11 protein-coding genes are annotated in these 12,395 nt (G+C 68.4%); 2 read left to right on the top strand and 9 right to left on the bottom strand.

Going from position 1 to position 12,395, the window contains the following annotated elements:
- Window positions 1-12: 12 nt before the first annotated feature.
- Window positions 13-1,194, top strand: coding sequence for a lipase family protein (locus tag B9C99_RS06935; protein ID WP_088897366.1), 1,182 nt, complete (start codon window positions 13-15; stop codon window positions 1,192-1,194).
- 9 nt (window positions 1,195-1,203) lie between these two features.
- Here the strand turns inward: B9C99_RS06935 and fdhD are convergent, their stop codons facing one another.
- Window positions 1,204-2,034: a formate dehydrogenase accessory sulfurtransferase FdhD gene (gene fdhD, locus B9C99_RS06930; RefSeq protein WP_088897365.1), complete on the bottom strand. Its 831-nt coding sequence runs from the start codon at window positions 2,032-2,034 to the stop codon at window positions 1,204-1,206.
- Between the two features lie 300 nt (window positions 2,035-2,334).
- Between fdhD and B9C99_RS06925 the strand changes: the two genes are divergently transcribed.
- A complete protein-coding gene (locus B9C99_RS06925) occupies window positions 2,335-3,672 on the top strand; it encodes an ammonium transporter (protein WP_088897364.1) in 1,338 nt (445 codons plus the stop codon).
- 84 nt (window positions 3,673-3,756) lie between these two features.
- On the opposite strand, the gene B9C99_RS06920 is transcribed toward B9C99_RS06925, so the two are convergent.
- From B9C99_RS06920 to glnT, 8 genes are all read right to left on the bottom strand, one after another.
- The gene (locus B9C99_RS06920; protein ID WP_088897363.1) at window positions 3,757-4,404 is read right to left on the bottom strand and encodes an XRE family transcriptional regulator; all 648 of its coding nucleotides are present in this window, start codon (window positions 4,402-4,404) and stop codon (window positions 3,757-3,759) included.
- A 127-nt stretch (window positions 4,405-4,531) separates the two neighbouring features.
- Window positions 4,532-5,722, bottom strand: a complete 1,191-nt coding sequence (locus tag B9C99_RS06915) for an FAD-binding oxidoreductase (protein WP_088897362.1) — start codon at window positions 5,720-5,722, stop codon at window positions 4,532-4,534.
- 57 nt (window positions 5,723-5,779) lie between these two features.
- Window positions 5,780-6,340 carry a HutD family protein gene (locus B9C99_RS06910; protein ID WP_088897361.1) on the bottom strand — a complete coding sequence of 187 codons (561 nt, stop codon included), beginning with the start codon at window positions 6,338-6,340 and terminating at the stop codon, window positions 5,780-5,782.
- Window positions 6,325-7,569: an allantoate amidohydrolase gene (locus B9C99_RS06905; protein ID WP_088897360.1), complete on the bottom strand. Its 1,245-nt coding sequence runs from the start codon at window positions 7,567-7,569 to the stop codon at window positions 6,325-6,327. The genes B9C99_RS06910 and B9C99_RS06905 overlap by 16 nt, the downstream gene beginning before the upstream one ends.
- Before the next feature lie 45 nt (window positions 7,570-7,614).
- Entirely contained in the window at window positions 7,615-8,943 is a 1,329-nt protein-coding gene (locus tag B9C99_RS06900) for an FMN-binding glutamate synthase family protein (RefSeq protein ID WP_088897359.1), read from the bottom strand.
- A 45-nt stretch (window positions 8,944-8,988) separates the two neighbouring features.
- Window positions 8,989-9,687, bottom strand: a complete 699-nt coding sequence (locus tag B9C99_RS06895) for a protein glxC (RefSeq protein WP_088897447.1) — start codon at window positions 9,685-9,687, stop codon at window positions 8,989-8,991.
- 53 nt (window positions 9,688-9,740) lie between these two features.
- Complete coding sequence (locus B9C99_RS06890; protein WP_088897358.1) at window positions 9,741-10,628, bottom strand: glutamine amidotransferase; 888 nt, start codon at window positions 10,626-10,628, stop codon at window positions 9,741-9,743.
- A gap of 46 nt (window positions 10,629-10,674) precedes the next feature.
- Window positions 10,675-12,054, bottom strand: coding sequence for a type III glutamate--ammonia ligase (gene glnT, locus B9C99_RS06885; RefSeq protein WP_088897357.1), 1,380 nt, complete (start codon window positions 12,052-12,054; stop codon window positions 10,675-10,677).
- Between the last annotated feature and the right edge of the window lie 341 nt (window positions 12,055-12,395).

The raw sequence follows: 12,395 nt of genomic DNA, 5'->3' as shown, positions 1-12,395 counted from the left end.
AACGGAGGATTCATGATCTCTCGTACTTCCCGGCGTGTGATGGCTGTACTCGCCGCAGCGTCGATGCTCGGCGTCACGTCCTGCTCCGACTCCGGTGACGACACCGAGGAGACTGCCGGGGGACCGGGCTCCCTCGTCACCGAACGCACCCTCACCGGTACGGCGGCGCTTCCCAGCGCGTCGCGAACGCATCTGATCACCTACCTGTCCGAGGGCGCCGATCGGCGTCCCACCCTCGTCTCGGGCACGGTCGCGATCCCCGAAGGGGAGGCGCCCGACGGGGGCTGGCCCGTGATCAGCTGGGCACACGGCACAACCGGAGTCGGTGACGCCTGTGCGCCCTCCGCCGACACACCCGGTGGCCCGGCCCACTCCTACGTCGGCAGAACGACCGCCATGCTCGACCGGTGGGTCGCAGACGGCTACGCCGTGGTCCAGACCGACTACGAGGGCCTCGGCACGCCGGGCGGACATCCCTACATGAACGGCGACAGCGCAGCCGACAGCGTCGTCGACATCGTGCGTGCCGCGCGGCAACTCGACCCGGGTGTCGGCACGCGATGGGTCGCTATGGGGCACAGCCAGGGCGGGCACGCCGCGCTGTATGCGGCGGCACGTGGCGCGGAACGCGCCCCCGAACTCGAACTGCAGGGCGCGGTCGCCTTCGCTCCGGGCAGCCGCACCAGTGAGACGACCGAGTACTACGCGACCGCGGGCCCCGCGATCGGTCCGGCACTCGGATTCCTGCCGGTACTGCTGCTCGGCGCGCAGGCGGCGGACCCGAGCATCGACGCCGACGCGATGCTCACCGATGCATCGCGACCCCTGCTCGACGCAGCACGCACCGGGTGCATGGACGACATCCGCGAGGTCGCGAGCACGGTCCCGGTGGATCAGGTGTTCGCTCCCGATGCGGACCTCGAGCCGCTCCGCGAGTACTACGCCGGCCAGGAGGTCGAACCGCTCACCTTGACGGTGCCGACGCTCGTCGTGCAGGGAAGCGACGACGCGCTGGTGTTGCGTCCGGTCACCGATCAGGTGACCGCGGCGCTGTGTGACAACGGAGCCGACCTGAGCTACCGGGTGTACGACGGAGCCGATCACCGCGCGGTTCTCGAAGAGTCCTTCGACGACGTGCGGGCGTTCGTCGACGGAGTACGCGCGGGCGAGGCGCAGGACGGCACGTGCGGTTGATGCCGCCGATCAGTCGGTCTTGATGCGTTCGGGGACGGTGTAGACGTTCATCGTGTCGCCGCGGAGGAAGCCCACGAGGGTGAGGTCGGACTCCGCGGCGAGGTCGACGGCCAGCGACGACGGCGCCGAGACTGCCGCGAGCACGGGGATCCCGGCCATGACCGCCTTCTGTACGAGTTCGAACGAGGCGCGTCCGCTCACCATGAGCACGCTGTGCGAGAGCGGAACCCGGTTGTCGGTCAGGGCCCAGCCGATCACCTTGTCGACGGCGTTGTGCCGGCCGACGTCCTCGCGCAGGGCCAGCAGCGCCCCGTCGGGGGTGAACAGGGCGGCCGCGTGCAGACCGCCGGTCGACTCGAACACCTGCTGGTGCCGACGCAGCGTGTCGGGCAGTTCGGTGAGGGTGTGCGTACCGATCGAGGTGGTGCCGGCGTCCTTCAGCGGATAGCGCGTGCGCGTGCGCACCTCGTCGAGCGAGTTCTTCCCGCACACCCCGCACGCGGAGGTCGTCGTGAACGCGCGTCGCCCGGTCCCTTCGGGAATGGTGACGCCGGGCGCAAGAGCGACGTCGAGAACGTTGTAGGTGTTGGCGCCGCTCTCGTCCACCCCGTCGCAGTAGCGGACGGCGGCGATGTCCTCGCGGCTGCCGATCATCCCTTCGGCCAGCAGGAATCCGTGTACGAGATCGACGTCGTGCCCGGGGGTGCGCATCGTGACGGTGAGCGACTCACCGCCGACCCTGATCTCGAGCGGTTCCTCGACGGCGAGGGTGTCGGGACGTCGCGTCGCCCTGTCCGCAGTGATGCGCAGTACCGGTCGACGTGTCGTGACCCGTCCCATCGTCTACCTCCCAGATGCGTGCAGCGGTTCGAGCCGTCGTTCCCACGAAACCCCGGCAGGGCCGGGGTACCCCCGTGGCACAGGTTGTGCACACGGCGGGATGTGGCGTCTCGTCCTCCATACTGCCTGCCCGCACGCAGTGGCAGCCCTGTCCGGTGAACTGCGGTGGCGTTACACGAAGTTCACCCGCACCTCGCAGGGACATTACAGAGTGGGTCCACTCTCAGGGGACGGTGATGAATGTGGGTCACCGACTGACGTAGGGGTCGTGAACCCCGGGATCGAACAGGGTGGACTTATATGGAACAGGCACTCGCGGCCGCCGATACCGCCTGGGTTTTGGCGGCGTTCACAGCAGTCGTACTGATGGTTCCGGGCCTGGCGCTGTTCTACAGCGGCATGCTCGGAGTCAAGAGCGCGCTCAACATGATCATGATGGTGTTCGGTGGATTCGCCGTCACCGCCGTCCTGTGGGTGCTGTTCGGTCCGGCCGCCGTGCTCGGTGACAGCGTCGGGGGCCTCGGCCTCATCGGCGATCCCTTCACCGACATCGGTCTGGGGTCGCTGCTCGAGGAGAACCCGGACGGAGGGATGCCCGCCGCACTGACCGCGGCCTTCCACCTCCTCTTCGCGGGCATCACGGTGGCGATCATCGCCGGTGGTGTCGCGGACCGGATGAAGTTCTCGGCGTGGCTGGTGTTCTCGGGCATCTGGGTCGTCATCGTCTACTTCCCGGTCGCGCACTGGGTCTTCGCCTTCGACGACGAGGAAGCCGGCACGAAGGGCGGATGGATCGCCAACACGCTCGCCGCCCACGACTTCGCCGGCGGGACCGCCGTGCACATGAATTCGGGTGTCGCGGCGCTGGCACTCGCCATCGCGCTCGGTCGCCGCCGTGGATTCCCGCACGTGGCCCGTCCCCACAACTTGCCCCTCGTCGTGCTCGGCGGCGGAATCCTGCTGTTCGGCTGGTTCGGTTTCAACGGCGGTTCGGCGGGCGGCGCCAACCACATGGCCGGTGTCGTCGTCCTCAACACGCTCGTCGCCGCGATGGCCGGCCTGCTCGGCTGGCTGATCGTCGAACGCATCAAGGAGAAGCACGCGACGACGCTCGGTGCCATCTCGGGCGTGATCGCCGCACTCGTGGGCATCACGCCCGCAGCGAGCCTCGTGTCCCCGCTCGGTGCCCTGCTGATCGGCGTGGTCTCCGGTGCCGTCGGCTGCTTCGCCGTGAGCTGGAAGTTCCGCATGGGCTACGACGACTCGCTGGATGTCGTCGCCATCCACCTCATGGGCGGCGTCGTGGGCACCACCCTCATCGCCTTCGTCGCGACTGCTGCCGCGCCGGCCGGTGTCGACGGTCTGTTCTTCGGCGGCGGGATCGACTTCCTCGGCCGCCAGGTCGTCGCGATGGCCGCCGTCTTCGCCTACTCGTTCGCGGTGACCTTCCTGATCGCGAAGGTGCTCGACAAGATCATGGGCATCCGGGTCGATGCCGAGACGGAGATGCGGGGCATCGACGTCCCGGTCCACGGGGAGACGGCCTACGTGATGGACTCGTTCTCGCCGACCGGCCCGTCGACGCTGCGCCCCGAGGTGTTCGCCGAGGATCGCGACGTGATCGTGCCCAAGTCCTGACCGGCGAGTTTCCCCGACCGAACGGCAGGAGCCCTCGCCGCACCGCGCGGTGAGGGCTCCATCGTGTTCACGGTTGCCGGTCGTTCACGGTTGGTGGTTGTCGGGATATGCCGTGACGGCGAGGAACCGGATGGGCAGCTTCACCAGTTCGTTCGGCCCGTGCAGCCCCTCGCCGTCGAGGAGCAGGGCGTCGCCCGGTTGCAGGTGGTATTCGGAATCGCCGTGGCCGTAGAGCATCTCGCCCTCGAGCATGTACAGCAGCTCGGTGCCCGGATGCTGGAAGAGGGGGAAGACATCGCTCGCATCGGTGAGGGTCACCAGCACCGGTTCGAGTCGCTTGTGCTGGCCGCGCAGCGCGCCGAGGAGTTCGTAGTGGTGACCGACCCGCGTACCGCGGCCGACGATCTCGGCGCCGTGACCGTTCTTGGTGAACACCGCATCGCGGTGCGCGTCGGCGCCCCGGAAGAGTGAGGTGACGGGGACGTCGAGGCCGGCAGCGAGGCGCGCGAGAGTCGAGAGGCTGCACGAGGTCTGGGCGTTCTCGATCTTCGAGAGCATCGCCTTGGAGATCCCCACCTTCGCCGCCATGTCGCCGACGGACAGGCCGCTGGCCAGTCGCAGCGACCTCACCTGGTGGGCGATCGCGCGCTCGAGATCCACACCCGTCGGGGTGCCACGCGGGACTTCGCGTCCGGAATCGTCGTACAGGACGGGACGATCTGGGCTGGCCATATCGTCAGCGTAGCGTGTGTCCACCGGTGGTGAACGCCGCAATGCGGACACGACGGTGCCCTCCAGGGATCCGGACGACAGGGATCGGCCGGGTCCGTGGAGGGCACGAGCCCTGTGCGGGTGCGCGTCAGCGCATCTCGCCGGCGCCTTCGTAGGGGTTGAGGCTCAGGAGCAGATCACCCTCCTCGAAGCGGGAGAAACGGAAGTCGTCCGGGTTCACGTTCGGAAGATCGGTCGTCCCGTCGATCAGCAGGTCGGCGACCAGTCTGCCCACGGCGGGGGAGATCTTGAACCCGTGCCCGGAGAATCCCGTCGCCAGGAACAGGCCTTCGACCGGCGCCGGACCGATGACGGGGTTGTAGTCCTCGGTGACGTCGTAGGCGCCGACGTACGAACTGGTGATCCGCGGGTCCGGCATGTCGGGCAGGCGGTTGCCGAGCTTCATGATGTTCTTCTCGATCGTCGAGTCGTCGGCGCGGTTGACGTACTTGTCGGGGTCGATGTACTCCGGCGCCTGGTGATCGGAGTTCCCCACCAGCAGTTCGCCGTTCGGCTCACGGCAGATGTACTGCAGGCCCGCCAGATCGGACAGCACCGGCACCTCCGGGGTCGGGACACCCTGGTCGACGAGGACCAACTGCGCACGCTGTGCGCGGACGTCGATGTCGACGCCGACACCGGCGACGAGCGCCGGCGTCCAGGGTCCCGCGGCGACGATGACCTGCTCGGCGTGCACCTCGGATCCGTCGGCGAGGGTGACGCCGTAGACCCGGCCCGCGGCATTCTGCAGCAACGACACCACCGGGGTGCTCTGCCGGATCTTCACGCCCATCCGACGTGCCGTCGCCCCGAACGCCATTCCCGCCATGTAGGCCTCGCCGCGACCACCGAGAGGTTCGTAGGCGAACAGGGCGAAATCGTCGAGGTTCAGGCCCGGCCACAGTTCGGCCATCTTGTCGTGGGCGATGAGTTCGGTGGCGATACCCAGGCCCTGCATCATCTCGATGTTCGCCTCGAGCGGCTTGACGTTGTTCTCCGCGACACCGACGACGTAACCGCACTGGCGGAATGCCATGTCGTCGCCGAAGATCTCGGTCGCCCGGGTGAAGATGTCGACGCCGTACCAGGACATCGCGGCCAGCGAGGGGGTGCCGTAGTGGCACCGCACGACGCCGCTGGACTTGCCGGTCATGCCCGAGCAGAGGGTGTCGCGCTCGAGGACGAGGACGTCGGTCTCGCCGCGATCGGCGAGGGAGTAGGCGATGGCCAGGCCTTCGAGGCCGCCGCCGACGATCAGAAACTTGGTCGTGTCCGTCACCTGAGGATCCTTTGTTCGGTCGGCCTCCGAATCGGGAGGTCGGTGGGGGAGTCGATGTCAGAGGGAGGAAGTCGGCTCGATGCGGACCAGTAGTCCGGTGGCCGACGAGGCTCGTAGGGTGATGGCCTCGCCGCGGATCAGGATGCAGTCCCCGGGCTCGGCTCGTGCCGTGCCCGCCTGCACGGAGCCCGATCGCACGTAGAGGACCGTGACTCCGTCCGCGACGGTGTCGAACGCCGTGTCGAGCGTGAAATACCCGACGGCCGCGGTGGTGGCCCCGCGCTCGGTCATGACATTGAATGCGCGGGTGGCGCCTCGGGGGACGCAGTGGGGCGCATTCTCACCGGCGAACGGGTGCGGCTGCCACGGATCCAGCGACTGGGTTCCGTGGTCCGAGTCGAGGTCGACGCCGTGCTCACCGATGACGGTGAAGACGCGATCCGTGCCGGGGAAGGCGGAGAACTCGCTGGGAGCCGAGCCCAGATCGGCCACGCTGATCCGCCACAGCGGACGGCCGGCGGGGCCGTCGGGTCCGGTCGCGACCTCCTCCGTGGTCCCTGCGCCGTTGCGCCAGGCTACCCGCCGTCGGTCGTCGGACCGGATCACCTGCGCGGCCATCCAGCTGCCGTCGTCCAGTCCGCCATGATGTCGGCCAGCGCCTGCGCTCCGATGTTGCAGTCGTCGGCCTCGGCGAACTCGTGCGGTGAATGCGAGACGCCGGTGGGGTTGCGCACGAACAACATTGCGGTGGGAACCTTCTCGGAGAGGATCCCGGCGTCGTGCCCTGCCTGGGTCGGGAGCACCGGGATGTCCCCGAGATGCGACAACGCGCGGCGCAACCGCTCGCGCGGCCCGGCCGGGAACTCGACGATCGGGGTGATCGATTCGGCGAAGACGTCGAGTCCGATCTCGTCGGGCAGGCAGTGCTTGCGGGCCTCGGACTCGATCTCGGCGACCAGCGTCGTCAGGGTCTCCTCGTCCGCGGCGCGGGCGTCGAGCCACGCCTTGATCTCGGAGGGAATCGCGTTGGCGCCGTTCGGCAGTACCTCGAGTTTGCCGAAGGTGGCGACCGCGCCGGCCGCCGCGGCACACGAGCGGGCACTGTGCACCGACGAGGCGTAGGCGAGCATCGGGTCGCGGCGGTCCACCAGGCGCGTGGCGCCGGCGTGGTTGGCCTCACCGGTGAAGGTGAACTGCCACCGGCCGTGCGGCCAGATCGACGACGCGACCGCGACCGGCGCGTCGACGAGGTCGAGGGCCCGGCCCTGTTCGACGTGCAGTTCGACGTACACCCCGACCCGGTCGACGAGTGTGGGATCGGCGCCGATGTGTTCGGGCGCGCGGCCGGCACGGGTCATGGCCTCGGCCAGCGTGATTCCGTCACGATCACGCAGGCCGAGGGCGCGCTGCGGAGCGAGCTCGCCGGTGGTGAGCTGACTGCCCACACACGCCACACCGAAGCGGGCACCCTCCTCGTCGGAGAAGGCGGTGATCGCGATCGGTACGGTCGGGACGATGCCGCGCTCACGGACCAGATCGACCGCGGCGAACGCCGAGACCACGCCGAGCGGGCCGTCGAACGCGCCGCCGTCGGGCACCGAGTCCAGATGCGAACCGGTGACGAAGGCGCCAGTGGGATCGCCTTCCCAGCCGTCGGGGAGCCACCAGGCCCACAGGTTCCCGTTACGGTCCTCTTCGACGTCCATGCCACGCTCGGCGGCGCAGCCGCGGAACCACTCGCGGAGAGTGAGATCGGCATCGCTCCAGGCGAATCGGCGATAGCCCCCCGTCATCGGATGCTTACCGACATCCAGGATCGATGCCCAGAGCGTGTCGAAGGCGGTCATGTCTGTGTCCTCTCGGGAAGTACGGTGGCAGGCCTGTTGCCACGGTCAGAAGGTGCTGCGGCCGGGGATCCAGTCGGTGCCGGCCAGGGGGACCCGTGCCATCGCGGCGGCCTCCATCGTGACGGCGACGAGGTCCTGCGGTTCGAGATTGCGCAGGTGCGACTTGCCGCACGCGCGGGCGATGGTCTGGGCTTCCATGGTGAGCACGCGCAGGTAGTTCGCGAGGCGACGGCCACCCTCGATCGGATCGAAACGCGCCTGCAGGTCGGGATCCTGCGTGGTGATGCCGGCGGGGTCCTTACCGTCCTGGAAGTCGTCGTAGAAACCGGCCGCGGAGCCCAGCTTCTCGTACTCGGCCTGGTACTTCGGATCGTTGTCGCCGAGAGCGATCAGCGCGGCCGTGCCGATGGCGACAGCGTCGGCGCCGAGGGCCATCGCCTTGGCGACGTCGGCGCCCGAGCGGATGCCGCCCGAGACGATCAGCTGCACGCCGCCGGGGGTGCGGTGCACACCCATCTCCTGCAGGGCCTGCACGGCCTGGGGGAGCGCGGCGAGGGTCGGGATGCCGACGTGCTCGATGAAGACGTCCTGGGTGGCAGCGGTGCCACCCTGCATCCCGTCGACCACCACGACGTCCGCGCCGGACTTCACGGCGAGCTTGACGTCGTAGTAGGTGCGGGTCGCGCCGACCTTGACGTAGATCGGCTTCTCCCAGCCGGTGATCTCGCGCAGTTCGAGGATCTTGATGGCGAGGTCGTCGGGCCCGGTCCAGTCGGGGTGCCGGCACGCGCTGCGCTGGTCGATGCCCACCGGCAGGGTACGCATCCCCGCGACCCGCTCGGTGATCTTCTGCCCGAGCAGCATGCCGCCGCCACCGGGCTTGGCGCCCTGGCCGAGCACGACCTCGATGGCGTCGGCCTTGCGCAGGTCGTCGGGGTTCATGCCGTAGCGCGACGGAAGGTACTGGTAGACCAGGTGCTTGGACTGCCCGCGTTCTTCAGGAGTCATGCCGCCGTCGCCGGTGGTGGTGGACGTGCCTACCTCGCTGGCGCCACGCCCGAGGGCCTCCTTCGCGCGACCGGACAGCGCACCGAAGCTCATTCCGGCGATCGTGACCGGGATGTCGAGGTGCAGCGGGTACTTCGCGTTGCGATCGCCGAGGACGACGTCGGTCTCGCACTTCTCGCGGTAACCCTCGAGCGGGTAACGCGACATGGATGCGCCGAGGAAGAGCAGGTCGTCGAAGTGGGGAACCTTGCGCTTGGCGCCCCAGCCGCGGATGTCGTAGATGCCGGTCGCGGCGGCGCGCTGGATCTCGTGGATGACGTTGCGGTCGAAGGTGGCCGACTCACGCAGTCCGGGCTGGAAGGTCATGGAAGTCTCCTCGGGGTCGAGCGGGCGGAAGGACGTCGGGGGCTCTCAGTAGGCCGAAGCGTTGTCGACGTGGAAGTGGTAGAGCTGCCGGGCCGAGCCGTAGCGGGTGAACTCGGCCGGCTCGGCATCGAAACCGGCCGCGTCGAGCAGTTCCTGCAGTTCGGCGATGTGCTCGGGGCGCATCTCCTTCTTGACGCAGTCCGCGCCGAGCGAGGCGACGGTGCCCCGCACGTAGATCCGCACTTCGTACAGCGAATCGCCCAGGGCCTCACCGGCATCGCCGAGGACGACGAGTCGGCCGGCCTGCCCCATGAAGGCGCTCATGTGCCCGATGTCGCCGCCGACGACGATGTCGACGCCCTTCATCGAGATGCCGCAGCGTGCGGCGGCGTTGCCTTCGATCACCAACAGCCCGCCGTGGGCGGTGGCGCCTGCGGACTGCGAGGCGTCGCCGGTGACGCGCACGCTGCCCGACATCATATTCTCGGCGACACCGACGCCGGCGTTGCCGTCGATGGTCACGTGGGCGTGCTGGTTCATCCCGGCGGCGTAGTAGCCGACGTGGCCGTCGATGCGGACGTCGATCGGCCGGTTCAGGCCGCAGGCGAGTGCGTGGGCGCCCTGCGGGTTCACCACCTCGACCGAGGCCGGTGCCTCCGTCGCGTGCAGTGCCGCATTGAGTTCGCGGGTGGTGGTCGTCGTCAGGTCGTAGGTGGCGGTCGGGAGCAGGGTGTAGGTGGTCATGATTGCCTCCGGGGATGAGATCGGGACGGCGGGTTCGGGATTCGCGTGGCCGGTCAGCGTCGCCACACGTAGACCCGGTCCGGTTCGGGTTCGAAGATGCGGGCGTCGGCGATGCCGGGAAGTCCTGCCAGGGCGCGGAATTCCGAGGCCATCGCGACGTAGGCGTCGCACTCGGCGACGATCGCCGGCTTGCAGGCGATCGGATCGCGGACCACGGCGAAGGAATCGGAGGTGGACACCAGCAGGGTGTAGAAACCGTCGAAGCGTTCGCCGAGCAGGCGCAGTGCTTTCTCGAGATCGGCGCCCTCCGCCAGGTGTTTGGCGACGAAACGTGCGCCGACCTCGGTGTCGTTCTCGCTGTCGAACACCACGCCTTCGTCCTCGAGTTCGCGCTTGATCGACAGGTGGTTGGAGAACGAGCCGTTGTGGACGAGGCACTGGTCCGGTCCGACGGCGAAGGGATGTGATCCGGCTGCGGTGACGGCGGATTCGGTGGCCATGCGGGTGTGGCCCACCCCCTGCCATCCGGATGCGGCCGGCAGGCCGAAGTTCTCGGCGAGGACGCGCGGATCACCGGTGCCCTTGAGGACCGTCACATCGTCACCGAAACCGATGACGGTCGCCGTGGGGGCCAGTGCGCGGACGGTGTCGGCGAGCAGGGTTGCGGGGACGGGGGCGTGCAGCACGGTGGTGGGTGCGAGGTCGAGCGACCCGATGGTCACGCCCAGTGCGTCGCCGACGATCGTGGCGAGGTCCGAGGGTGCGTCGAGTACCGAGACCGACGACTCCCCGGCGGGGGAGAAGACCGGGTTGCCGTAGACGGCGACGCCCGCCGAATCCGGTCCGCGGTCCACCATCTGCCCGAGCATTCCGGTGAGCAGGCTGCCCAGCCGGGGTTCGAGCGAGGTGTCCCGCAGATGAAGTCCGACGATTCCGCACATGGTCGTCTCTCCTGTTCGATGGGGTGGGGAAGTAGGCGAAGATTTCTCAGAAGGCGGTCAGGTAGCTGTCGATCTCCCACGGCGTCACGGTGTTGTGCCAGTGGAAGAACTCCTCGCGCTTGAGGGAGGCGAAGTACTCGGCGACACCCGCACCCGCTGCGTCGAGGGCGCCGGAGACGACAGGATCGGCCTGGAGGGCATCCATCGCGTGCAACAGCGTCATCGGCAGGGTCTCCGTGGAACCGCCCGTACCGGGAGCGCCGGGGTCGAGATTGCGCTCGATGCCGTCGAGGCCTGCACCGACGGTCGCGGCGGTGGCGAGATAAGGGTTCGCGGAACCGTCGCCGCCGCGCAGTTCGACGCGGTTGGAATCGGGGACCCGCAGGTAGTGGGTGCGGTCGTTGCCGCCGTAGGTCGCGTAGCGCGGCGACCAGGTGGCGCCGGAGGACGTGCTGGTCGCGCCGGTGCGCTTGTAGGAGTTGACCGTCGGCGCGATGACGCCCTGCAGAGCACAGGCGTGCTCGAGGATGCCGGCGATGAACGAGTAAGCGGTCTTCGACAGGCCCAGGCCGCGCGGGTCCGATGCGTCGGGGAACGCCGAGGCACCGTCGCTCCACAGCGACAGGTGCATGTGCATGCCCGAGCCCGTGCGGTCGGCGAACGGCTTGGGCATGAAGGTCGCGGTCATGCCGCGCTGCTCGGCGAGCACGGAGATGAGGTAGCGCAGGGTCACGACCCGGTCGGCGGTGGTCAGGGCGTCGGCGTACTGGAAGTTCTGCTCGAACTGACCGTTGCCGTCCTCGTGGTCGTTGGCGTAGTTGCCCCATCCGAGGGTGTTCATCGCCGACGAGATCGACGTCAGGTGTTCGTACATGCGCGTGACGTCGCGGGCGTCGTAACAGGGCTGACGGGAGGTGTCGAGGGCGTCGGCCGTGCGCAGCGTTCCGTTCTCGTCCTTGTTGACGAGGAAGTACTCGATCTCGGCGCCCACGTTGACCTCGAGGCCGAGTTCGGCGGCCTGTGCCAGCACGGACTTGAGGATCACACGCGGTGCGTACGGCCAGGGCTTGCCTTCGACGTGCGGGTCGCAGTGGACGAGAGCGAGACCCTCGCGCACGAACGGGATGGGCGTGAACGACGCGGCGTCGGGGATGGCGACGAGGTCGGGATCCTTCGGGACCTGGCCCATCGACCCGGCGGCGTAGCCGGCGAACCCGACTCCCTCGGTCTCGAGCTCTCCGACGGATTCGACGGGAACGAGCTTGGCGCAGGGTTTTCCGGACAGGGTGGTGAAGACGGCGAGGATGTAGCGGGTGCCGGCCGCGTGGGCGAGTTCGGTCAGGGTGGGGGATCCGGAGGTCTCGGGGGATGGGCCGTTCGCGGACGGGAGGCGCAGCACGGACGTGTCGGTGGCTTCCAGCGTCATGGGGGCTCCTCGGATTCGACTGGTCGGGTTCGACGAGTTTCACTGTGTGAATCGGTGTCAAATGAAAGGAAACAGCCTGTTGATGACGTGCATGTTACGTGCCGATGAGATTGCCGTCACGGTTGCCGGGTGGAGCGCGGGCCGGCTGCCGCGGTGCGGGAGAGGAATCGGTTACATGCGTTAACCGCGCGGCAACTCCGGTTGGCGTTTCTTCGCATTACCGTTTGTTTCACGTCAGCGATCGATTGTCTCGTTGCACTGCGCGCATGTGCATAGTCCGTTCCGAGGAGCTCTCATGTCCGACATAAACTCCACCGCAACTGTTTTCGGGACCGATGCCC

This window comes from Rhodococcus sp. BUPNP1, assembly GCF_002215235.1.
Classification (GTDB): Bacteria; Actinomycetota; Actinomycetes; order Mycobacteriales; family Mycobacteriaceae; genus Rhodococcus.
This window is presented reverse-complemented; position numbering and strand designations above follow the sequence as displayed.

What these genes read in the sequence shown, in the direction of transcription:
- B9C99_RS06905 (WP_088897360.1), bottom strand. Translation starts at nt 7,569, where the DNA reads ATGACCGCCTTCGACACGCTCTGGGCATCGATCCTGGATGTCGGTAAG.
- glnT (WP_088897357.1), bottom strand. Translation starts at nt 12,054, where the DNA reads ATGACGCTGGAAGCCACCGACACGTCCGTGCTGCGCCTCCCGTCCGCG.
- fdhD (WP_088897365.1), bottom strand. Translation starts at nt 2,034, where the DNA reads ATGGGACGGGTCACGACACGTCGACCGGTACTGCGCATCACTGCGGAC.
- B9C99_RS06890 (WP_088897358.1), bottom strand. Translation starts at nt 10,628, where the DNA reads ATGTGCGGAATCGTCGGACTTCATCTGCGGGACACCTCGCTCGAACCC.
- B9C99_RS06900 (WP_088897359.1), bottom strand. Translation starts at nt 8,943, where the DNA reads ATGACCTTCCAGCCCGGACTGCGTGAGTCGGCCACCTTCGACCGCAAC.
- B9C99_RS06925 (WP_088897364.1), top strand. Translation starts at nt 2,335, where the DNA reads ATGGAACAGGCACTCGCGGCCGCCGATACCGCCTGGGTTTTGGCGGCG.
- B9C99_RS06895 (WP_088897447.1), bottom strand. Translation starts at nt 9,687, where the DNA reads ATGACCACCTACACCCTGCTCCCGACCGCCACCTACGACCTGACGACG.
- B9C99_RS06910 (WP_088897361.1), bottom strand. Translation starts at nt 6,340, where the DNA reads ATGGCCGCGCAGGTGATCCGGTCCGACGACCGACGGCGGGTAGCCTGG.
- B9C99_RS06935 (WP_088897366.1), top strand. Translation starts at nt 13, where the DNA reads ATGATCTCTCGTACTTCCCGGCGTGTGATGGCTGTACTCGCCGCAGCG.
- B9C99_RS06920 (WP_088897363.1), bottom strand. Translation starts at nt 4,404, where the DNA reads ATGGCCAGCCCAGATCGTCCCGTCCTGTACGACGATTCCGGACGCGAA.